Origin of the sequence: Seleniivibrio woodruffii, assembly GCF_004339245.1 — a bacterium.
GTDB lineage: Bacteria > Chrysiogenota > Deferribacteres > Deferribacterales > Geovibrionaceae > Seleniivibrio > Seleniivibrio woodruffii.
On sequence record NZ_SMGG01000003.1, the window covers coordinates 533,238 to 555,534 of the forward strand.

The 22,297-nt window shown below is 49.1% G+C and carries 22 protein-coding genes; 18 read left to right on the forward strand and 4 right to left on the reverse strand.

What is annotated here, in order from left to right; genetic code table 11:
• Positions 1 to 2: 2 nt before the first annotated feature.
• Entirely contained in the window at positions 3 to 377 is a 375-nt protein-coding gene (locus C8D98_RS02450; RefSeq protein ID WP_132871710.1) for an ExbD/TolR family protein, read from the reverse strand.
• Positions 358 to 792 carry a TonB-system energizer ExbB gene (gene exbB, locus C8D98_RS02455; protein ID WP_132871712.1) on the reverse strand — a complete coding sequence of 145 codons (435 nt, stop codon included), beginning with the start codon at positions 790 to 792 and terminating at the stop codon, positions 358 to 360. The genes C8D98_RS02450 and exbB overlap by 20 nt, the downstream gene beginning before the upstream one ends.
• Positions 793 to 960: 168 nt before the next feature.
• Between exbB and C8D98_RS02460 the strand changes: the two genes are divergently transcribed.
• The 6 genes from C8D98_RS02460 (at position 961) to C8D98_RS02485 (ending at position 7,721) form a co-directional block, all read left to right on the forward strand.
• Positions 961 to 1,914 carry an ABC transporter permease gene (locus tag C8D98_RS02460; protein WP_132871714.1) on the forward strand — a complete coding sequence of 318 codons (954 nt, stop codon included), beginning with the start codon at positions 961 to 963 and terminating at the stop codon, positions 1,912 to 1,914.
• Positions 1,904 to 2,845, forward strand: coding sequence for an iron chelate uptake ABC transporter family permease subunit (locus tag C8D98_RS02465; RefSeq protein WP_132871716.1), 942 nt, complete (start codon positions 1,904 to 1,906; stop codon positions 2,843 to 2,845). Before C8D98_RS02460 ends, C8D98_RS02465 begins: the two co-directional genes overlap by 11 nt.
• A complete protein-coding gene (locus tag C8D98_RS02470; RefSeq protein WP_132871718.1) occupies positions 2,845 to 3,603 on the forward strand; it encodes an iron ABC transporter ATP-binding protein in 759 nt (252 codons plus the stop codon). The genes C8D98_RS02465 and C8D98_RS02470 overlap by 1 nt, the downstream gene beginning before the upstream one ends.
• Before the next feature lie 12 nt (positions 3,604 to 3,615).
• Complete coding sequence (locus tag C8D98_RS02475; protein ID WP_132871720.1) at positions 3,616 to 4,533, forward strand: siderophore ABC transporter substrate-binding protein; 918 nt, start codon at positions 3,616 to 3,618, stop codon at positions 4,531 to 4,533.
• A gap of 160 nt (positions 4,534 to 4,693) precedes the next feature.
• A complete protein-coding gene (locus C8D98_RS02480; protein WP_165871162.1) occupies positions 4,694 to 6,754 on the forward strand; it encodes a TonB-dependent receptor domain-containing protein in 2,061 nt (686 codons plus the stop codon).
• A gap of 52 nt (positions 6,755 to 6,806) precedes the next feature.
• Positions 6,807 to 7,721: an alpha/beta hydrolase gene (locus C8D98_RS02485; protein WP_132871724.1), complete on the forward strand. Its 915-nt coding sequence runs from the start codon at positions 6,807 to 6,809 to the stop codon at positions 7,719 to 7,721.
• Between the two features lie 202 nt (positions 7,722 to 7,923).
• On the opposite strand, the gene C8D98_RS02490 is transcribed toward C8D98_RS02485, so the two are convergent.
• Complete coding sequence (locus C8D98_RS02490) at positions 7,924 to 8,172, reverse strand: hypothetical protein (protein WP_132871726.1); 249 nt, start codon at positions 8,170 to 8,172, stop codon at positions 7,924 to 7,926.
• Positions 8,173 to 8,342: 170 nt separating this feature from the next.
• On the opposite strand from C8D98_RS02490, the gene C8D98_RS02495 reads away from it, so the two are divergent.
• The 12 genes from C8D98_RS02495 to C8D98_RS02545 all read left to right on the forward strand — a co-directional run bounded on the left by C8D98_RS02495 (position 8,343) and on the right by C8D98_RS02545 (position 22,086).
• A complete protein-coding gene (locus C8D98_RS02495) occupies positions 8,343 to 8,930 on the forward strand; it encodes a hypothetical protein (protein ID WP_132871728.1) in 588 nt (195 codons plus the stop codon).
• Positions 8,908 to 9,264: a response regulator transcription factor gene (locus C8D98_RS02500; protein WP_132871729.1), complete on the forward strand. Its 357-nt coding sequence runs from the start codon at positions 8,908 to 8,910 to the stop codon at positions 9,262 to 9,264. The genes C8D98_RS02495 and C8D98_RS02500 overlap by 23 nt, the downstream gene beginning before the upstream one ends.
• Positions 9,264 to 10,361, forward strand: a complete 1,098-nt coding sequence (locus C8D98_RS02505; protein WP_132871731.1) for an HDOD domain-containing protein — start codon at positions 9,264 to 9,266, stop codon at positions 10,359 to 10,361. The genes C8D98_RS02500 and C8D98_RS02505 overlap by 1 nt, the downstream gene beginning before the upstream one ends.
• Positions 10,348 to 11,913, forward strand: coding sequence for a PP2C family protein-serine/threonine phosphatase (locus C8D98_RS02510; RefSeq protein WP_132871733.1), 1,566 nt, complete (start codon positions 10,348 to 10,350; stop codon positions 11,911 to 11,913). The genes C8D98_RS02505 and C8D98_RS02510 overlap by 14 nt, the downstream gene beginning before the upstream one ends.
• 10 nt (positions 11,914 to 11,923) lie before the next feature.
• Complete coding sequence (gene ubiE / locus C8D98_RS02515; protein WP_132871735.1) at positions 11,924 to 12,607, forward strand: bifunctional demethylmenaquinone methyltransferase/2-methoxy-6-polyprenyl-1,4-benzoquinol methylase UbiE; 684 nt, start codon at positions 11,924 to 11,926, stop codon at positions 12,605 to 12,607.
• A 164-nt stretch (positions 12,608 to 12,771) separates the two neighbouring features.
• Entirely contained in the window at positions 12,772 to 14,814 is a 2,043-nt protein-coding gene (locus C8D98_RS02520) for a methyl-accepting chemotaxis protein (protein WP_165871163.1), read from the forward strand.
• 175 nt (positions 14,815 to 14,989) lie between these two features.
• Positions 14,990 to 16,078, forward strand: a complete 1,089-nt coding sequence (locus tag C8D98_RS02525) for a UbiD family decarboxylase (RefSeq protein ID WP_132871739.1) — start codon at positions 14,990 to 14,992, stop codon at positions 16,076 to 16,078.
• Between the two features lie 62 nt (positions 16,079 to 16,140).
• On the forward strand, positions 16,141 to 16,281 hold the full coding sequence (locus C8D98_RS13690) for a hypothetical protein (protein ID WP_165871164.1): 141 nt from the start codon (positions 16,141 to 16,143) through the stop codon (positions 16,279 to 16,281).
• A 111-nt stretch (positions 16,282 to 16,392) separates the two neighbouring features.
• A complete protein-coding gene (locus C8D98_RS02530) occupies positions 16,393 to 18,030 on the forward strand; it encodes a ribonuclease J (RefSeq protein WP_132871741.1) in 1,638 nt (545 codons plus the stop codon).
• Positions 18,031 to 18,822 carry an undecaprenyl-diphosphate phosphatase gene (locus C8D98_RS02535; RefSeq protein ID WP_132871743.1) on the forward strand — a complete coding sequence of 264 codons (792 nt, stop codon included), beginning with the start codon at positions 18,031 to 18,033 and terminating at the stop codon, positions 18,820 to 18,822.
• Entirely contained in the window at positions 18,813 to 21,095 is a 2,283-nt protein-coding gene (locus tag C8D98_RS02540; protein ID WP_132871745.1) for an FtsK/SpoIIIE family DNA translocase, read from the forward strand. Before C8D98_RS02535 ends, C8D98_RS02540 begins: the two co-directional genes overlap by 10 nt.
• Before the next feature lie 10 nt (positions 21,096 to 21,105).
• Positions 21,106 to 22,086 carry a dihydroorotate dehydrogenase-like protein gene (locus C8D98_RS02545; protein WP_132871747.1) on the forward strand — a complete coding sequence of 327 codons (981 nt, stop codon included), beginning with the start codon at positions 21,106 to 21,108 and terminating at the stop codon, positions 22,084 to 22,086.
• A gap of 2 nt (positions 22,087 to 22,088) precedes the next feature.
• Here C8D98_RS02545 and C8D98_RS02550 read toward each other — a convergent pair whose 3' ends face one another.
• Positions 22,089 to 22,292 carry a putative motility protein gene (locus C8D98_RS02550; protein WP_132871748.1) on the reverse strand — a complete coding sequence of 68 codons (204 nt, stop codon included), beginning with the start codon at positions 22,290 to 22,292 and terminating at the stop codon, positions 22,089 to 22,091.
• Between the last annotated feature and the right edge of the window lie 5 nt (positions 22,293 to 22,297).

Genomic DNA, 22,297 nt, shown 5'->3' on the forward strand with positions numbered 1-22,297 from the left:
GGTCACTCCTTTTCGGTTTCAAGGTTTACGTTCTTGAAACCTGCCAGTTTCAGCATATTCATTATATCCACAAAGTTCTGGATAACTGCGTTCCTGTCGGCTCGGAGAACTATGGGACTCTCTTTGTCCAGTGTGTTCATGGTTTCGGAAAGTGCCTGAATGGAATAGCTTTTTCCGTTATAGTAATATTCGCCCTCTTTCGACACGTCTATGGTGACACCCTGTTTTGCGCTCTCTGTCTGTGCCGCTTTTGGCAGCTCCACAGGTATTGAGCCTTTTGCGATGAAGGTCGCCGTTGCCAGAACTATGGTGAGCAGCACCAGCATGATGTCAATGAAGGGGACAACGTTTATGGTGTCAAAGCTTTTGTCTTTCATTGATAGCCTCTTTCTGAAGCATCAGAACGTTCACCCTTCTGTGGAGCAGGTTATAGAGCACAATTGAGGGGATGGCCACCAGAAGGCCTGCCGCTGTGGCTTTCAGAGCCAGAGCCAGTCCCGCCATTATGTCGTTCACGTTTGTCGTGCCGCCGCTTCCCATGGCATAAAAGGTGTGCATAATTCCCATAACCGTGCCCAGAAGACCTATGTAGGGAGCGTTGCTGCCGATGGTTCCGACAATGTGCAGACGTCCTGTCAGGGCGGATTCCAGCTCCTGAATGGTCTGGTAGGTGTTAACGTCTGTTCTGCTGTAAAACCGGAAACGTTCGATGGACACAGCCACCGCAACGATACTTAAGACCACGAGCAGACCGATCACGCCGTAGTCAACCATACTGCCGAGCATATTCATGGATACTTCTCCGTTTAATATTGTGATAATGATATTCGATATCAGAGAAAGGCTGTCTAGTCAATAAAAAATGGTAAATATCCTCATTTGTCAATTACGGCTTTACAAACAATACTTTTTCAAGTAAACAGCATTGAAATTGAATATCAATATCCGGTGATTCTTTTAATGAAAATTATTATTTTGTTTGTACTTGTCTGCGTTCTCGGCATCTGGTCGCTATTTCTGGGTTTTACGGATATTTCGGTGACAGAAGTTTTCTCAATGTCCGAAAGCCAGTCCCTTGTGATGGCTGTGAGCAGGATTCCCAGACTTGCGGCTGTGATAATTGCGGGCGCTTCGATGAGCATCTGCGGCGTGATTATGCAGCAGATGACCCACAACAGATTTGTTTCGCCCACAACAGCGGGCACTATGGATGCCGCCGCACTGGGCATAATGCTTTCAATGCTGATATTCCCCGACGGCGGGACCTATCAGCGTCTCAGCGTTTCTCTGGCGGTGACGCTTGGCGCGTCTGCGGTTTTCATGACACTGGCGGAGCGCATAAAATTCAAAAATCTGGTATTCGTTCCTCTGCTGGGGATAATTTTCGGGAATATTCTGGATTCGGTAACAACTTTCATAGGGCTTCAGTTCAACGTGGTTCACAGCATGGCCTCGTGGCTTCAGGGTGATTTCTCATCCGTTATGCAGGGGAACTACGAACTAATGTATATCAGCGTGCCCCTCCTGGCGGTGACGTATTTTTACGCCGACAGGTTTACGCTGATGGGTATGGGCAAAAGTTTTGCGGTTAATCTGGGGATGAACTACGCCAATATGTTCCGGCTGGGGCTGGTGGTCACCTCCTGTGTTACATCGGTGATAGTGCTCACCGTGGGTATGATCCCCTTCGTGGGGCTGATAGTCCCTAACATAATAAGTATCCTGTTCGGCGATAACCTGCGGAAAACCCTTCCGCTGACAGCCCTCGCAGGTTCGGCTTTTCTTCTGGCGTGCGACATTCTGGGGCGCAGTGTAATGTATCCCTATGAGGTTTCCGTGAGCGTCATGGTGGGGATAATAGGCGGTGCCGTGTTTCTGTATCTGATACTGGGGAGGCGGCTGAATGCGGGATAATGTAAAACTTGTTCTGCTGTCCGTTCTTTCGGCGGCGTGCATTCTGCTGTTTCTGTTTTACGATTCAGGGAGCGACCTTTCGTTCATTCTGCCGGAGCGGGGAGCGAAAGCGGGCGCAATGGTGATAACGGGAATTGCGGTGGCATATTCCGCAGTGATCTTTCAGACAATATCCTTCAACCGGATACTTACTCCCTCAGTGATGGGGTTCGATGCGGTGTATCTGTTTTTGCAGACAACTGCGCTTTTTATTTTCGGCAGCGGCGGCTTTATGATGGTGAACGAGGTGTTCAACTTCGGCATATCTGCGGCGGCGCTGATGCTGTTTACATTCTTTCTGTACAGACTGATATTTGTCCGTAACGGAAACGTTTTTTTCCTGATGCTTGTCGGTGTGGTGATGTGGACGCTGTTCCGCAGCCTCACCGTGTTCATGCAGATGCTTATAGATCCCAATGAGTTTGCTGTGGTCCAGGACGCAATGTTTGCCAGTTTCAACAACGTGCGGGTGGATCTGCTCGGCGTGTCTGCGGCGGTCATCATCGCCGTTGCGCTCTATTGTATCCCCATGTTCAGAAAGCTGGACGTGATGCTTCTGGGCAGGGAACATGCGGTGAGTCTTGGCATTGCCTACGACAATCTGGTGAAAAGATCCCTGATAGTTATAACCCTGCTGGTGGCTGTTTCCACCGCCCTTGTGGGTCAGATGACCTTTCTGGGGATAATAGTCAGCAATCTGGCGTATGAATCCATGAAAACCTACAAACACAGCTATGTGATAGCCTGTTCAGCCCTCTATTCGGTGATTGCCATCGTGGGTGGACAGTTTGTCATAGAGCGGGTGTTCTATTTCAACATAACAGTGTCCGTGGTGATAAATTTCGTTGGCGGACTGTACTTTATGTATCTTCTGACAAAGGAGAGTAAATAGTGCTGAAAACAGAGAATATATCGAAATTTTATGACGGTAAGGCGGTTATCGACGGGGTTGATGTTGAGATACCCAAGGGGAAGATAACCTCTTTCATAGGCTCAAACGGTGCGGGAAAGAGTACTCTTCTTTCTGTGATAAGCAGGCTTATCAAGCAGAACGGGGGAAACGTTTACCTTGAAGGCACTCCGATATCCGACATAGACGACAGCGAACTGGCCAAAAGAATATCCATCCTGAAACAGTCCAGCCATGTGAACATAAAGCTTACCGTGCGGGAGCTGGTCGCTTTCGGCAGATTTCCACACTCAGGCGGCAGGCTGAATGGGGTTGATGAAGAGATGATTAGTCGGGCAATCGGTTACATGGATCTGAAGGAATCAGAAAATAAATTTATCGATACACTCAGCGGCGGTCAGCGTCAGCGGGCTTTCATCGCCATGATAATCGCACAGGATACGGATTATATCCTGCTGGATGAGCCGCTGAACAATCTGGATATGAAGCATTCCGTACAGATTATGAAGACCTTGCGCAGTCTGGCGGATGATTTCGGCAAGACCATCGTTCTGGTTATACACGACATAAACTTCGCCTCCTGCTACTCGGACTACATCGCCGCCATGAAAGACGGAAAGATGGCGGGGTTCGGAAGGGTGGAGGAGATGATAGAGAACGGGATACTGAACGACGTGTTCGGAATGGATTTTGATGTGAGAGAGATGAACGGCAGCAGGATCTGCCTTTATTATACCTGAGAAGGAGAAATAATGAGAAAATTGCTCAGTTTTGCCGCTACGGCACTGCTGGTGCTCGGTTTTTCAGCCGGAGCGCAGGCGGCCGGATTCGTGCTTCTGGACAAAGGGAAAAAGGCTGAAAATTTCCCTGCCGCACCCAAAAGGGTCGTTGTTATGGACTACAGCACTCTGGACACCATGGATGAGCTGGGGCTTTCGTCTGCGGTTATCGCAGTGCCGAAAATGCACCTGCCGAAATATCTGGAAAAATTCAGAGATAAAAAATATGAGGACGTGGGCGGGGTCATGGAGTTTGATATCGAGAAGATATACAAGCTGAAGCCCGACTTCATCGTTATCAGCAACAGACAGCTGAAAAGCCATGAGAAGCTTTCGAAAATCGCCCCAACTGTGAACGTCAATATCGACAGCAGACGCTATATGGATTCGTTCAGGGAGAACACCCTGCTGACCGGCAGAATATGGAACAAAGAGGCTGAAGCGAAACAGCTCATCTCTAAGGTGGACACAGCTGTGAACAGGCTCAGGGCTGAGGCATCGGACAGGGGCGGAAAGGCTCTGCTGGTGATGTTCAGCGCAGGCAGATACAGCGCATTCGGAAGCGGATCCAGATTCGGAATAATCTATGATGCTTTCGGTGTTGCTCAGGCAGACGGAGGCATTCAGGTATCAAACCACGGCAAAGCGGTGAACAGCGAATACATCGCCAAAATAAACCCCGACTATTTCTTTGTTGTGGACAGAGATGCGGTTGTGGAGGGCAAGGCATCGCCCAAAAAAGAGGTTGAGAATACACTCATCCGCACAACGAAAGCCTTTAAGAACGGAAAGATAGGGTATCTTCCCGCAGACCACTGGTATCTGGCAAACGGCGGGGCAAAGTCGCTCCTGCTGATGGTAAACGATATACATTCGGTAATCTCGAAATAACATACTAAAAATTGCATGTATAAAACAAAATATTGACACTCACGTCATATTTTGATAACTAACAATCGGCACATATTGATACTGAGAATCAATACCTTTAATGGGTTCTGTTAGCGGGTTTCAGAAAAGATGTGTTGATAAAGCGTCATATGGAGGAAAGATGAAGCAAAGGACAATTTTCAAACCCGGCAGCTTTATGCTTGCGGTGACTATGGTGCTCTCTTCGCTGACAGCGGCACATGCGGAAGAGGCAAAAGAGATCAAGCCTGTGGTTGTAACGGCAACTGGCTATGAGCAGTACATTTCCGATGCTCCGGCCAGCATCAGCGTTATCACGAAAGAGGATATCGCAAAACAGCCTGCGGCCACTGTTACCGACCTGCTCAAAAAGGTTGAAGGTGTCAGCATCGTGGGCGGAAGTCCCAACGAGACAGATATTTCCGTAAGGGGTATGCCGGGCGAATACACCCTTATTCTGGTTGACGGCAAACGTCAGAACACCAGAGAGACAATGAACAGAGGCACAGGCGGCGTTCAGGCGAACCTCATTCCGCCCCTTGATGCAATCGAGAGGATAGAGATCGTCAGAGGCCCCATGTCATCCGTTTACGGTTCCGAGGCCATGGGCGGTGTTATCAACATCATCACCAAAAAAGTACCCGAAAAATGGAGCGGCTCGCTCACTCTGGGCACGGTTCAGCATAAGGACGGTGAATACGGAACAACTTTCAACAGACAGTTCTGGATCGGCGGCCCCATCGTTAAAGACAAAGTGGGCTTCCAGCTCTACGGCGAACTGAACGACCGCAATGAGGACGACATCTATTATTCCGGCTCCGCAACCAGCGGAAACAACGGAAAAGAGGATGAGAACATCACTGCGAAACTGACCCTGACCCCCGACAAGAACAACGAGATAAACATCGAAGCCGGATATGATCAGCTGACTTACGAGCGTACTGCCGGAAAATCTCTGGCGGCAACAGCGGCCTCAACAGAGACCGAACACTCACGCAGACACTGGTCTGTAAGCCACGACGGTAAATACGGAAAAGCCACCACAAGCCTTGCTCTGAGCCAGGAGGTTGCAGATCAGGAAAACTGGACGAACGGCGTTAAAAGCACAGTTAAACCCGAACTGACCAACACCACACTGGATGCGGGTCTGTCGTATGCATTTTCAACGAACACCCTGCGCACAGGCGGCCAGTTCATAAAATCCGAGGTTGAGGGCATCGGCAAACAGGATTCCATCACAGGATATCCCGTTAACACCGACGATGTTTCCATAGACTCATACGCACTCTATGTTGAGGACGAATACTTCCTTACGGACAACTTTGCAATTACAGCGGGCGTTCGTATGGACGATGACGAGAGATACGGCTCCAACTGGACGCCCAGACTCTACTCCGTTTACAAGCTCACCGACAGATGGACGCTGAGAGGCGGCGTTGCAATGGGATTCAAAGCCCCCACAGTGCGCCAGACAACAGACGGCTACTGTATGACGACGGGCGGCGGAACACAGGTTGCGGGAACCCTTTGCGGAAACCCCGATCTTGATCCCGAAAAGAGCATCACCGAAGAGGTGGGTATCAGATATGACGTACCCGGCGGCATGAGCTTCGGGTTCACAGTTTACAACAACGATATTAAAGACAAGGTATCAAGCTACAGTACAGGCGTGGTCGACCCCCTTGTGCCCAGCAGATACATATATACTTATGAGAACATTGACGAGGTCAACCTGAAAGGTGTCGAGGTTTCATTCAGCACCCCCATCGGCAAAAAGCTGAAGCTGAACGCAAACTATACCTACACAGATTCCGAGCGTAAAGGCGGCGAACCCGCATATGACGGAAGCTCACTGGACGGTCTGCCTCTGGACAAAACCCCCGAGCACATGTTCAACACCCAGCTTGACTGGCAGGCGACAAAAGCAATCGGTCTCTATGTGAGAGCGAACGCCGTAAGCAAGCAGTACTGGTCTGCGTTCAGAAACGGTGCAATGAGATCCAGAGTGCGCCCCGGCGCAGCGACCTATGACATCGGCGGTGTATATGATGTCAGCAAAAACCTTTCGTTCAAGCTTGCAGTGCTCAACCTCACCGACAAAAAGGTTGCGGTTGACGACCGCACACGCACAGGCGGACTGGACGGCAACTGGATGGTTGACGAAGGTCTCCGTGTTGCGGCGGATATGACCCTCAGATTCTGATAATAACCTTTAAGGGCACCGTGAAAGCGGTGCCTTTTTTAATGGAGATAACATGAAAAAGCTGTTAATTCTCTCTGTTCTTCTCTCCGCCGCCTTCGGACTGCACGCCGAACCGGTAATTCAGAAAGCCATGTATGCCGAAAGCAGATATTCGCAGTTCTACACGTTTCATTACGACAAAGCTGTTTCTGCTGACGGAAAAAGAACATACAGAATAGTCACCGCTGTCCCGAAAAAATCGCCCCGGACAGGCGGCTATCCTGTCGTGTATGCTCTTGACGGCAACGCCGCCCTGCATCACGTCTCTGAAAAACAGCTTGGAGAGCTTTCTGCGGGTGAGCCTCCGGTTCTGGTTTCGATAGGCTACGAGACAGATGAGCTGTTCGACATGCCGTCAAGAACCTATGATTTCACTCCTAAGCGCAGTGACGGCAAACCCGCTGTTGATGCTCTGGACACCTCCCGAACGGGCGGCGGAGCAGATGAGTTTTTAACGTTCATAGAGAACAGGGTGTTTTTAATTTCAGAGAAGTACGCTCATGTGAATAATGACAAAAAAAACCTTTTCGGGCACTCATACGGCGGGCTGTTCGTTCTGTATGCGCTGTCTGCCAGACCGGATATGTTTAAAAACTTCGTTTCCGCAGACCCTGCCCTCTGGTGGCAGGACGGAGACTTTTATAAAAGCATAACTGAGAGCGAACCGAAAGGGCTTAAAGGTAAAAACGTTTTTATGCTTAAGGGTGCGGCAAAGCAGGCATATACCCCTGCTCAGGAGGACAGCGAAAGGGTTAAGCTGAGAAAGAAGCTCTACGGAAATATACCTTCCGATGCATCGCTGAGTATTATAAGGAAACTGTCGTCTGCGGATGGTGTTCGGACTCAGTATATCGAATACGGATGGCTGTCACACGGGCCTCTTTTCCCCGTTTCGCTTGATTTTGCATTGAAAGCCGCTTCAGAATAGAAAAAGCTCCCTTCGGGGAGCTTTATGTTGTTGACAAAGTTTGCTTTGCGCTCTTAAGCCTCCCTTTGCCAAAGGGAGGTTTGGAGGGATTTTCTTTTATTAGCAGGGAAATCCACCCTGCCCTCCTTTCCCAAAGGAGGGTGCAATAAAGCAAAACTATAGTTTGTCATCAGTCTGAAGCTCCCTTCGGGGAGCTTTTTATTTACTGCATTTCCATTATCTGCTGCTCGTAGCCCTCGATGCTGCACTCCTGTGCGCTGAGGCCGAGGCTCACCATTCCGAACATCCTGCCGAACCTTTCTCTGTCGATATCCTCTTTGCCGAGATACACTTCCAGCATCTCAAGGCAAACGGTGGGGTCGCCTTCGTGGGGCATGGAGTAGTTCTGCATCATTTTGTGGATGTTGTTGTAAAATTCGGGTGTGTCGGAGAAATATGCACGTCTTCCCATAGTCGTCCTCCATATAGGATTACTGACTGTATTAAGGGCCTTTTTCCCTGCGAAGCCGCTGTATAAGGCTATTATAGCACAGGCTGAGCCTTTTTCCGAAATTAATCCGAGCAATTTGTGCAGAATAGTGTAAAATAATTTTATAATTCTGATTTTGCGAGGAGAAGCGGATGGCTTCAGCGCCGGAACTTGAGCGCAGGCTGGACATCACATACAGATATTTCTCCCACCACATACGCACGTGCACTTCTGTTGTGGTGGCTATGCTGGATGCCGTGGCGGAGGGACTCACCGACGATTCCATGACAGCCATGATAATGGAGTCCGGATACCTGCTGGATATTTATGACCGAGGGATGAGCGTCTGTTTCAGCCACATCCTGAACAAACCCCACAATGTTGAGCTTGAAGAGGTTGATATGGATCACCTGACCGAGCTTTACATAAAGAACGGTGTGTCGCCGGAAAGCCCTATGGTGACCCATCATCTTAAGGGTGTGCATGTGACATGCGACGCTTATTCGTTCAAAAGCCTTTTCCAGATACTCATGCAGGAGGGGCTTGCCTCGTCCAGAGACGAGCTGAAAATTGTGCATGACGATAATAAAATATTCATTATCCCCGACAAGGGATACAACGAGATACAGCCTATTTTTTCCATTTTTGCGGAGATTTTTGAAAGAACGGGAATTGTGATGAGCTTCGACAAATCTTCAATCATTCTGAGGTTCCAAAATGAAAGTATTAATTGCAGATGACGAACTGCGTCTGCGCAAGGTTGTTTCGCTCCATCTGAAAAAGAGCGGATTTGATGTTTTTGAGGCCGGAAACGGTCAGCAGGCTGTGGATATGGCGAAGGAGATAATTCCTGATGTGATAGTTCTGGACGTTATGATGCCGGAGAAAACCGGTCTTGAGGCCTGTGCCGAGCTGAAGGCGCATCCTGAGCTTTCGAAGATCCCCGTTGTTCTGCTGACGGCAATGGCCGAGGCGGACGATATGAAAAAAGGAAGGGATGCCGGAGCCGATGAGTATCTTACTAAGCCTTTCAGCCCCAAAGAACTTATCGATATAATCAGAAGCAGGTCATAATGCGTATTCTTTTTATAGGTTCTCAGGAGAGCAGAGCGCTTTTTCAGTCCGCAGTAAAGGGGCACGGCGAGATAACATCGGACAAAGATTCCGAGCTTTGCATCATTGAGGTTTCAGAAGTTTCCACCCTTTTCAGACTGCCGAAGAAATTTTCGGTTCCCACGTTTTTTTACATAACCAAAAAGGACAAACAGCTTATTGAAGCTCTTTCGGATTTCAAGATATCGGGCATTTTTTTCCCGCCGCTTAAGCCGGAGGACATTGTCAGCAAGATGTTCCGTGGCAGTGCACAGCCGAAAGCCGCCGTTACGGACGGTTTTGACACCCTGAAAGCTAAAATAATAGCCAAGGCGGAGAATATTCCGCCCCTGCCGGCACTCGCCCGTGAGCTGGTTCGGCTCACCCGCAACGACAAAACCCAGATGAAGGATTTTGTCGAACAGATAAAAAAGGATCAGGGACTCAGCTCCAGAATAATAAAGCTTGTCAATTCGCCTTTCTACGGGGTCAGACAGGAGATATCCAGCATAGACCGTGCGACGGTTCTGCTGGGGCTTAATACAGTGAAAAATCTTGCTCTGGCGGTTTCCACCGAGCAGTTTTACAATAAAAATTTCAGTCTGTTCAAAACCACCGGACAGAAGATATGGCACCACGGATTCGTCGTAGGCCGCCTTTGCGAGGTGATAGCAAAACCCGCAGGAGAGGATGAGGATTCTCTCTATCTCGCAGGTCTGATGCACGACATGGGAAAGACCGTCATAGTCGATTTTCTGGTGAAAGAGGTAAGCACAATAGAGGACGAGCGCAATCAACTGGGAACCGACCACTGCGCAGTGGGCGAACTGGTGCTCACCAAGTGGGCTGTGGTGAAGGATATCGCCGAAGCGGTTCACAATCACCATCAGCTCGGCAAGGATATTTTCAGCCGGATACTTTACTACGCAAACCAGATGCATAAGAATATAGACAGTGCGGAAGATCTCCACGACAATATAGAGGACTGCGCCTTCGCTGTGGGGGTGCCGTTCGAAAAACTTGAGGAACTGGTGATGCCCGTGCTGGAATCGGAAAGGATTGGTAATGATACTGCCTAGAAAACTTCTGGATGCCATTTTTGCTCCCGGTGTGAGGGAATTTTATCATGCGCTTAAGGAATATCTGGACGGCGCAGGTTTTGTCCCCTTCACCATCTGGCAGGTGGACATGAGCATATGCACACCGCTTATGGGTGAATATAAGAATGCCGAAGGCCGCTACGATATCCACGATCTGGGCTTCAACGAGGACGGCAGCAGTGACGGCAGCAGAGTTCTTGAGTTCTTCGATGAAAGAATAGAGGTCTGCGCAACTGTGTTTTTTAGCCATATGGGTGTGATATACGGGGCTGTGACCTTCCATGCGAAACCGGAACATAAGATGTTTTACGAGCTGGACAGCTTCAGCGGATACATCGGTCAGCGGATTTCTGAACTGATGGCCCGTGAGAAGAATATAAACGTTTATGTGGACTACCAGAAGAAGATAGAGTTTGTTAAACAGAGCAGCCGCATTCTGCGTGCTGTGGAGCTTGACGAAGTGGTGGCCATGGCGCTGACTTTTTTTATGGACGTTTTCAGCGCAGAGGCGGGCTGTGTTCTGCATAACGGCGAGTTCAAAGGGTTCGGCGTTGAAGAGGGCGACATCCGCAACAACATCCGTATCGGCAATCATGGTGCATATGCGTATGTGATGGGGCTTGACTACACAGAGTTCATAGAGGACAGGATAGACTGTTCGAAATTCAACATAGAGAACATTTTCATCATCTACGAAGAGACCAAGAACATCCGTATCCTGCTGTTCAACATACATTTTGATATAATTCCGGATAAGGAATTTTCCGAACTGGTGTCCTCAATAGTCTCAACCGCTGTGGAAAACGCAGTTTACCACCAGAGAATGACGAAACTGAAAGTTCAGGAATCGGAGATGGCCGTCACCGGAGACATTCTGAACAAGTTTGTTTCAAAAGAGGTCTCTGCCGACTGCGGAATAAAGCTGAGGGGAATAAACCGCCCCGCCAGAGCCGCCGGAGGCGACTATATGGCTGTTAAGGAGACGGACAAAGGGCTGTTCTTCTGTGTTGCCGACGTGTGCGGCAAAGGCTATTCTGCGGCGGTGTTCACCGTTGTGCTCAGTGTTTTCACAGAGAACGCAGCCCTGTTCAGCGGCGAAGCGGCTCTGGACAGACTGGCAGGCAGCCTGAATACGTTCCTGCTGGGTAAAAATTTCGGCGACAGGTTCATAACGGCATTCTTCGGCTACATCGACAGAGCCGACCTTACGCTCAAATATATCTCCTGCGGTCATGAACCGGTGATGCATATTTCAGAAACTGCTGATAACCGTATAGTTTCTGACTTCCTGCCCATCGGCCTTATGGAAGAGAACTACTCTGTTAAGAGCGTTCAGCTGAAAAAGGAAGACATACTTTTTCTCTACACCGACGGTCTGACCGAATATATGAATGAAGATAATCTTACAAATAAGGTCAAACAGCTTGCAAAATCTGAACCGGATAATATACTTGATGTTCTTTACGAGGATATGGTATTGGACAGGGACAGTCAGCGGGATGACTTCACCTGCATGATCATCAGAATTTAAGAGGGTTATCTTGGAACAGAAATCAAAAGAAATACAGCAGATGTTTGATAATATAGCAGGAAAATACGACCTTCTGAACAGGCTTCTCAGCTTCAGAACAGACGTGCGCTGGCGCAAAAAGGCCATAAAACTGGTCGGCATAGCCAATGGACAGCGTGTCCTCGACCTTGCATGCGGAACTGCGGACATGATGATCGAGATGGACAGGCGTGTTGACGGGGTTACACTCGTCGGAGGTGATTTCAGTTATAACATGATGCTCATCGGCAAACAGAAGTTTCCCAAAGGTGCTTTCAGCGTAGCCGATGCCCATTGTCTGCCCTTTGCGGACAACAGTTTCGACCGGATAACCATATCTTTCGGTTTCAGAAACGTAACCGACAAGCCCACAGGTCTGAAAGAGATGCACAGGGTTCTCAAAGACGGCGGCAAGCTCTGCATTCTGGAGTTTTCACAGCCGGAAGGCCCCATTTTCAGCAGGCTTTACAGGCTCTATTTCACAAAGATACTCCCTTTTATCGGCGGAATAATATCCGGCAACAGAAAAGCATACGAATATCTGCCGGATTCTGTTTATAAATTTCCGAAAAAGGACGAATATAAGAAAATGATTCTCAACGCAGGTTTTTCCGAAGTTATATTCAATCCCATGAGCTTCGGAATTTGCGATGCCACGATCTGTGTTAAAAAATAGCTTCTGAGTTTATTATTTATTTTCAATTGGTTGTTTCATTATTCGCTTATGCATATCAATTAGTTGTATAGTTTAATTTTTATATTGACGTAATGGCGAATATGTATATATTTCGCCTTACAATATACAATCCGCTGCACAATTTACTTGATATTGGGGGAAGAATGAATCTAAAAAGCATCAGAGTGAAATATTCTCTGTATTTCGGTATTCCGCTTATCATTATCTTTTTTTTCCTGGCCTATGCAACAGGCGAAAAAGTTAAAAACGAGATGCTGCTTGAGTCGAAAGCGTCTCTTGAGGCAAATTCTGCCATTCTCAACGAAACAGTAAGCCTTTTTTACGCTCAGTCGCTGGAAATAGTCGGGGCAAACTTCAGCAATTTCCGAAATCTGCTTTATCAGAAATCAGACTTTTCTCTGGAACAGACGGACGCTCTGACGGTTGACGCTGTAAACCAGAAGAGCAGTGAAGCGCACACAGTCACCATTCCTGCGATGATGTACGGCGGCCAGAAGGTCTATGAAAACTTTGCCATGGTGGACGATACTGCCGGAAAGGCGAAGGTGGAAGGGCTGACGGCAACCATTTTTCAGGTTATCGACAAGGGGCTTCTGCGCATATCAACCAACGTTGTCAAAAAAGACGGCACAAGAGCCGTCGGAACATATATTCCTGAAGATTCAGCGGTCTATCAGACTGTAATGTCCGGTCAGACATACAGGGGCAGGGCTCTTGTTGTGGGCAAATGGTACTGGACTGTCTATGAACCCATAAAATCCGGCGGGGACATAATCGGGGTTCTTTATGTGGGAATATCCGAGGACGTTCTTCTTAATTCAATCCGCAGTTCACTCTCAAAGGTAAAAATAGCAGAAACAGGCTATCCGTTCGTTTTCGACAGCGAGGGCAACTATCTTGTGCACCCCGAAAAAGAGGGTATGAACGGGCTTGAGGACACTGATACAGAAGGTTTCGCCTATATCAAAGACATGATAGAGAAAAAGAAGGGCGACACTGAATATTACGAAATGAAGGACGGCAACCCCGAAAAGAGGATCATGAAGTTCTTCACTCTGGATCAGCTCGGCTGGATAGTTGCCGTAGGCTCTTTCGAAAGCGAGTTTCTCGTTTATCAGCAGGCGGTCATCAGAGGTCTGGCGTTCATCCACGTGGCCGCCATAGTCGTTCTTCTGCTGATGGTCATAACCGTTACGGGGATACTCTCCAAAGACCTGATATTCCTGAGAAATAAGATGGTGGACGAGAAGGATCTTACCAATCGCATCACTCTGAAAAGGGATGATGAACTGGGGCAGCTCGCATCATACATGAATACATTCATAGAGAATCTGCACAGAATTATAATCCGTGTTAAGGAGAGCACAACAGACCTCTCCAGCATAAACAACGAACTCGCCTCCACAATGGAGGAGTTCTCGTCAACTTTCAGAGAGCAGACCGACGAGATAAGCGGTGTCGCAGGAGAACTTCTTGAGGTGCGGTCACAGACTGAAGCTGTTGAAGCAAGTATGCAGAGCATCTCCGTTCAGACCGAAGAGACCATCTCCAAAACAAAAGAGGGCGGAGTCAAACTTGACAGGTCGCTGGGTGCAATTCAGGATATCAGCGTTCAGGTTGGCGAACTCTCATCAACAGTTGACAAACTCTCCGAATCTTCCGAGGAGATAGGCAACATAATCAACGTTATCAGCGATATCGCCGATCAGACAAACCTCCTTGCCCTCAACGCCGCAATAGAGGCCGCCAGAGCCGGAGAAGCAGGACGCGGATTTGCAGTGGTTGCCGACGAGGTGCGCAAGCTGGCGGAAAAAACACAGACCGCCACCAACGAGATAGGCAAGATAATCTCCACGCTCCAGTCGGAAACAGTGACCGTTAACAGCACAATGAAAGAGGCCGCCCTGACCGTCGGTGTGGGAGTTACAACCATAACGGACGCAAAGGAGACCTTCGACACGATAATATACGCAATGGATGAGATCCGCTCGGCAAACACCGGAATGGCGGAAACAGTGCTCAGTCAGACACACTCCATAAACCATATCGGAGCCAAACTTGAGAACGTTACCGACAGCATCAAGCAGAGCTTCATAGCAGTGTCCAACGTGAACGATACTGTGGCGCAGCTGCAGAAGGATGCGGTGGAGTTGATGTCGCTGGCTAACGAATTCAAGACAGAGTAATACAAATCCCTCCAAACCTCCCTTTATAAAAGGGAGGCTTAAAGCTCCCTCCTTTGACAAAGGAGGGCTGGGGTGGATTTACATTGTCTCATGAAATTATCATGTATATAATCGGGTATGACAGGAGGCTGTTATACCCGATCTTGATTTCTACCTCAAACGTACTGATATCCCTATGCTGGAAGGAGAATACGAAGGCACCGGGCTTTCGAAGCTGGCGAAAAGCGGCTGTGTCAAAGGTGAACCGCCATTTTTTGCCCGTGTCAGAGGCTTCAGGATTCCTCTTCTTATCAATGCCTTTGCGTCCACGCACAGGCTTGAGGCCGCATGGGGCATGTCCGCAGATGCTCTTGCCGAGCGAGCCAACAGGCTTTCAAAAGAACTTACACAGCTTACATATACCGACCCGAAACTTTATGAGACCCTGACAGGGCTTGATGAACTCCCGCTGTGCAGATTCCACGAAGGGGACACCGCAGGTTCCATAAATCTGGGATGCGTCATAACCGAGCACGGCGGAACCTATCGGGGCGGCATATACCGCATTGAACCGATAGACGGCAGAACGGCCGTTATTCACTGCGCACAGGGCAGCGGACTCAGGCGGTCCATCGAAGAAGGGAACGGCGACATACCGGTCACGGTGGCTGTGGGCTGTTCTCCGTTTCTGGTGTTCACCTGTGCCTGCACCTTTCCATATGAGTATGATTCGCTCAGGCTGGCATCAGCTTTGGGTGACGCTAAATATATCCGCACGTCCGGCTTTCCCGTTCCCGCCGACACAAGGGTCATAATCCACGGCACGGTAGGCCGCAAAGAGATGAAAGGCGGCAGGTTTTTCAATCACACCGGAAAGCACACCGAACCGAAAGATTATCCGCTGATGAATATAAAATCCGTACAGATAATGAAGGGCGGTTTTCTGCAGACAATGATAACTGACATCCCTCCCACGGAGAACGTATATCTGGGGCAGGCGGCTGCCAGAGTACACTTTTACAGATTTCTTGAAACCTATTCGGCGGTAAGAGACATTCGCCACCCTGAAGTGGGGGTGTATGGCAGGCTGTGCTTTGTTTCTGCGGACGGAATAAACGACGTGCTGCTGAAAAGGCTTAAGAACGACCACTTTTACGGACGGTTCTCAAAAATATTCGTGTTCGATGACGACACAGATATTACTGATATAGAAAATGTTTTCTGGCGCATAGGCCACAGTCAGCGTTTCGGGCGAAACATTGACGGAAAGATTTTTATTGTCTGAACCCTGAACTTATATCATTATTGTCTGTCTGGTCTATAGATTTATATCCGGAGGATAATACAATGAAATCAGCATTTATTACGGTTCTGGCCCTTACTCTTTTTGCGGCAGTGACAGCATACGCAGCGGACAAAACAGCGCCCGCTCCTCAGGCTCCCGCGGCAAAAGAGGTTCCCGCAAGCAACTGCGGCTGCCAGAAATAGTTTCCACATTTTCAGGAATGACCCTTAAACCCTGCGCCAAATCGCAGGGTTTTTTATTTCGGTGCTTTAACTTACTTGTTTTTTCTCTCCGAGTTATTTAATATAGCGATTATGTCTTGTTCTATTTCTATATTGGGCGGTGTTGGCGAGATAGGCATGAATATGTATGTCTACGAGACCGACAAATCCGCCGTAATTGTTGACTGCGGCGTAATGTTCGCCGATAACAATTTTCCGGGCATCGACTACGTCATTCCGGGTTTTGATTATATCGAGAAGATTAAGCACAAGCTGAGAGGAATTTTCATAACCCACGGACATGAGGACCATGTGGGTGCCGTGCCGATACTTCTGCGTAAATATAATCTGCCTGTGTTCGGCGGACGGCTGTCGCTGGGGATTCTGGCGGCGAAGGGGCGTGCGAGACACTGTCCTTTCGAGCTGAACTTTGTCGACCCCAGACAGACAGTTCGGGCGGGGGATTTCAGTATTACCTTTCTGCCCGTGACACACTCCATAAGCGATACCTACGCACTGCACATCGAAACCGAAGGGTTTTCGGCTCTGCACTGTTCGGATTTCAAGATAGACCAGACCCCTGTGGGCGGCGAGCCTTTCCGTCCGGCGGATTTCACTGCGCTGGCCGAAAAAGGGCTTACTGCTCTTCTCATAGATTCCACAAACGCCGAGAGGGAGGGATTCACCCATTCCGAATCCTCCATCCGTGACAATCTGCTGAAAATCTTCCGCAACGCTCAGGGCAGGGTGTTTTTCACCACCTTCTCCTCGAACGTCGACAGGTTCAAGCAGGTTTTCGATATTGCCAGAGAGTGCGGCCGCAAGATAGTGCTTGAGGGTGCGGCTCTGGACAGAAACGTGAACATAGCGGCGGATCTGGGCTATGTTGAGCTTCCCAAAGACCTTATGGTGGATCTGAAAACAGCGAAAAAGATGGATCCCGACAAGATATGCTACATAATAACAGGCTGTCAGGGCGAGACCAACAGCACCCTTTACAGGGTGGTTTCCGGCGAACGCAAAGACCTTTCCGTTAAAGAGGGCGACCTGTTCGTCATCTCCGCCAGAGTAATCCCGGGCAACGAAAAGAACCTGATAAACCTTGTGAACATGATTTATAAAGCCGGCGGTTCCGTTGTGGACATCGGCAAAAACCGTATACACGTCTCCGGTCATGCCTCGCAGGAGGAGATAAAGCTGATGGTGAACTTCACCCGTCCGAAGTTCGTCATACCTATCCACGGCGAGCCTGTGCACCTGATAACCATGAAAAGGATGCTCAAAAGCATGAGCATACTGGACAACGACAACGTTCTCCTTATCGAGGACGGCGACAGACTGACCTTTGAAAACGGTGAGATAGCTAAAAAGGACAGGGTTGAGACCGACAAGATATATATCGACCTGAGAGGTCATTTTGCGATAGACGAGGAGTCTGTCCGTGAGCGGAAGCATTTGAGCCGTGACGGGGTTGTTACGGTGGTTGTGCAGAAAAATACCGACGGCTCGTTCGAGCTTCCCCCTGTGGTTGAAACTGCCGGTTTCACGCCTGAGGAGAAGAGCATTCAGAAGCTGAAGGATTTTCTGGCTGAACACATGCCGGAGCTTATGAACGACAACGATTATGACAGCACGGTTATAAAAGAGGGGCTCAGGCGCCTCACGAAGCGGTTCTTTAAAAAGACATTGGACAGAAGACCGCTGGTTGTTCCCGTGGTTTTGGAGAAATAAATGAATTATTTTGATGCGATCATCTTAGGTATCGTACAGGGTCTTACAGAATTTCTGCCCGTGAGCAGTTCAGGCCACCTCATCATTGCGCAGGCTCTGATGAAGGATTTCAAACAGCCCGGAATGCTTTATGATACACTTCTTCACGGAGCAACACTGGGAGCGGTATTCGTATATTTCCGTCACAGGATCTTCGAGCTGTGCATCAGCCCCCTCGGGCTGGTTAACAACAGCTATAAGGTTATATATTTCGAGAACAAGAGATTTCTCTGGGGAATAATCCTCGCTTCAATACCCACTGCCATCATAGGGCTTACGCTCCAGAACAGTGTGGAGGGGATGTTCTCTGCGCCCTCCTTCGTGGGCTATTTCCTGATACTCACATCCGTTCTTCTGCTTATTTCCGACAGATATCACGGTCAGAAGATGATATCGCTGGGTACAGCGTTCATCATCGGCATAGTGCAGGGCATCGCAGTTATCCCCGGAATATCAAGGGCGGGATCCACAACGGCGGCTGGACTTATTCTGGGCGTTAAACGTTCCGAGATGGGCGAATTTACATTCCTTATGTCCATTCCGGCCATAATAGGCGCAATAATCCTTCAGTCCAGACACATGGATTCTGTGCCTTCCGAGCATATCCCCATGTATATTTCCGGAATGGTTGCGGCGTTCATAACAGGACTTTTTGCCATAAATATTATGGTATACTTCATAAAAAGGGCTAACCTGAGGGCATTCGCACTGTATTGCCTTATAGTAGGGATAGTATCGATAGTATGGATATAGAAACGAAAAACATCAGAGCAGACATTGTTTTTCTGGCTATATTATTCGTAACAATCTTTTCGGCTCTCGCCATCTATTCCCATTCGGAATCCGACCCCGGCTACACGTTCATAGTTTTTTCCAACTATGAGCAGAACGTTGCGAACCTTTTTGGAAAGACGGGAGCATATCTCAGCGATGTTCTGGCCACATTTTTCGGCTGGACGACCTTCCTTCTGCCCAGCGTTTTCATATGGCTGACATATCATGCGCATCTGCACAGAAAAGATAAAACACTGAAATGGAAGCGTACAATCTTCCGTTTCATACTTTTTCTGATTCTGCTCTATCTGCTCTCGACCCTTTCCGGGTTTGCGGGCGGAATAGATTTCATATTCGGCAACAAACCCACCGGAGGTCTCTGGGGGCTTTTTTCTTCCGACCTCTTTTCATCCCTTGTGGGCAGAGTCGGTGGTGTTATAGTTTGCATATTCCTGATACTGCTCACCCTTCTGGCTCTGTTCCCCAGAGTCATAATAGGGTTTATCCGCAACGGAGTTGACATCCGTCTGCCGGAGTTCGGCAGGAAAGAGACGCAGAGCAGGGTTGTGGAAACCCAAAATGAACCGGACTACGGCGACTTTATGCCCGTTAAAAACATGCCTGTGGATGAAAAATCTCCCATCGGCAGCCTGAACAGGTCTGTGGGACCGGAAGACGACGGCTATACCCCACCGCAGAAGGTTAAAATGCCCGATGCGCCCGCTGTTCAGACCATTCCCGAAGTTAAAGAGGATATGGGCAATTTGGAGAGCATCGCCACAAAACCGAAGATAAAGGAACCGTTCAATCACATAACCATAAAGGAACCTGTGATGATGGAACAGGTTATAGGCAACTACACAGTTCCGCTGAACCTGCTGGACGAACCGAAAAAGGACAGCAGAGCCGAATCTCCGGAGGAGATGAAGGCCAAGGGTGAGCTTCTGCTTGCGAAACTGGCGGATTTCGGGGTTAACGGAAAGATTCGTGAGATCCAGCCGGGGCCTGTGGTGACACAGTATGAGTTTGAGCCGGCACCCGGCGTTAAGATAAACAAGATAGCGAACCTGACGGACGACCTCGCACTGGCGATGTCAGCCCTCAGCGTAAGGATAATAGCACCCATTCCCGGTAAATCCGTGGTGGGTATTGAGCTTCCCAACAAATACCGTGCGATGGTGTCGCTCAGTGAGCTTATGCAGTCCAAAGAGTATACCAACAGTCCCTCGCCCCTGACCTTTGCAATGGGCAAGGACATTTCAGGAAAGGCCTATGTCAGCGATCTGGCATCTATGCCCCACCTTCTGGTTGCAGGTACTACGGGCAGCGGTAAATCCGTTGCAGTGAACACGCTGATATGCTCGATAATCTTTAAGTCCTCACCTGATAAGGTCAAATTCATCATGGTCGATCCGAAGATGGTTGAGCTTTCGGTCTATGAGGACATTCCTCACCTCGCTGCACCTGTGGTGACAGACCCTAGAAAGGCGGCAAACGTTCTTAAGAACGTGGTTGAAGAGATGGAGAACAGATATTCGGCTCTGGCCTCTCTGAAGGTCAGGAACATAGATTCCTATAACATGCGTGCGGAAAACGACCCGGAACTGCCCAAAATGCCATATCTGGTGGTGATTGTGGACGAGTTCGCAGACCTTATGCTTGTTTCAGGCAAAGAGGTTGAACAGTCCATCATCCGTATCGCCCAGATGGCAAGGGCGGTGGGTATCCACCTTGTTCTGGCCACACAGAGACCCTCGGTCAACGTCATTACGGGCATAATAAAGGCGAACATGCCCGCCCGTCTGTCGTTCAGGGTTTCATCAAAAGTGGATTCCAGAACTATCATCGATTCAGGCGGCGCGGAGGTTCTGCTGGGCAAAGGGGACAGCCTTTTCATTCCCCCCGGCATGAGCGACTGCACCCGTGTTCACGGCTGTTTTGTTTCGGATGAAGAGGTGGGACGCATTGTGGAACACCTGAAATCCATGGGCAGACCGGAATATAATATGGATCTTGTCCGTGAGCAGACGATTGATGCGGACGATGTTGACGACAGCGAAATGGACGAAAAATATCAGGAAGCACTGGAACTGGTGCGCCAGAAGGGTTTTGCGTCCATATCAATGATACAGAGATATCTGCGGATAGGCTACAACAGAGCCGCCCGCATTGTTGAGATAATGGAAAAACAGGGGATAATAGCCCCCAGCGACGGAACGTCCAAGCCCAGAGAACTTCTTATTAAAGATTAGGAGACGCACCATGCCGGATATCAGCACTGAATATATGGGACTCAAACTCAAAAGCCCCGTGATTGCGGCCAGCAGTACGCTGACCAGAGATATCGACGGGCTTAAAAAAGCTGAAGAGGCCGGAGCGGGTGCGGTTATCCTGAAATCCCTTTTCGAAGAGGAGATAAGACAGGAGAGCGGGCTGGATGCGGACATGGCGTTCCACACCGAGGCCTACGACTATATGGCGGCTGATGCGGCCATGGTTTACGGCGCAGGGGACTATCTGGAGCTTGTGCGAAAGGCTGTTGCTTCTGTTTCTGTGCCTGTTATCGCCAGTGTGAACTGCGAAGGCGGCAAATGGTGGACAGAGTATGCAAAGTCCATAGAGGATGCCGGAGCGCATGGTCTGGAGCTTAATATTTCGTTTCTGCCCTTCGATTCGGGCATATCGTCGCAGGAGGCGGAATCCAGATATTTCGAAGTGGTTTACGAGGTCACGAGGGCTGTAAGGATTCCCGTTGCGGTAAAGATCGGTCAGGGGATCACCGCTGTGCCCTACATGGCACGCAGGCTCCACAGCACAGGCGCAAAGGGCCTGACGCTGTTCAACAGATATTACCAGATGAAGATAAACACCGAAACGCTGGAGCTTGAGCCCGTGCATCATTTCAGCACGGAGGATGAAGCCTATAACGTTATCCGCTGGGTTGCTGCGGTTTCCAGAGAATCGGCCATCGATATTTCGGCTTCAACAGGCGTCCACAGCGCAGACGTTGCCATCCAGTACATCCTTGCGGGTGCGGCCACGGTTCAGACAGCTTCCATGATGTATAAAAAAGGATACTCAGCCATAAGCGAGCTTAACAAAGGGATTGCAGAATGGCTCGACAGAAAGGAGATGAGCCTTGACGAGGCCAGAGGACTGATTCTGCGCAAAAAGATACGTCAGTTTCATACTCTGGAAAGGGTTCAGTACATCAACATTGCAAACGGAAGCATAATTAAATAATCTCAGGCGAGAATATCTACCATCGATCCTTTTGCTGCGCCTTCCGAGGCTCTGTTGACGTTTGCCGATACGTCCAGCGGGCTTAAAAGGGAGAGTCCGGCCTTCTGGCTGTCCAGAGCCATTTTCATCACTTTTATATTTGCGGCATATTGTGTTTCTGCGGCCTTCATTTCGCTGGCGGCAGATGCTATTGATGCGATGTCCATATAAA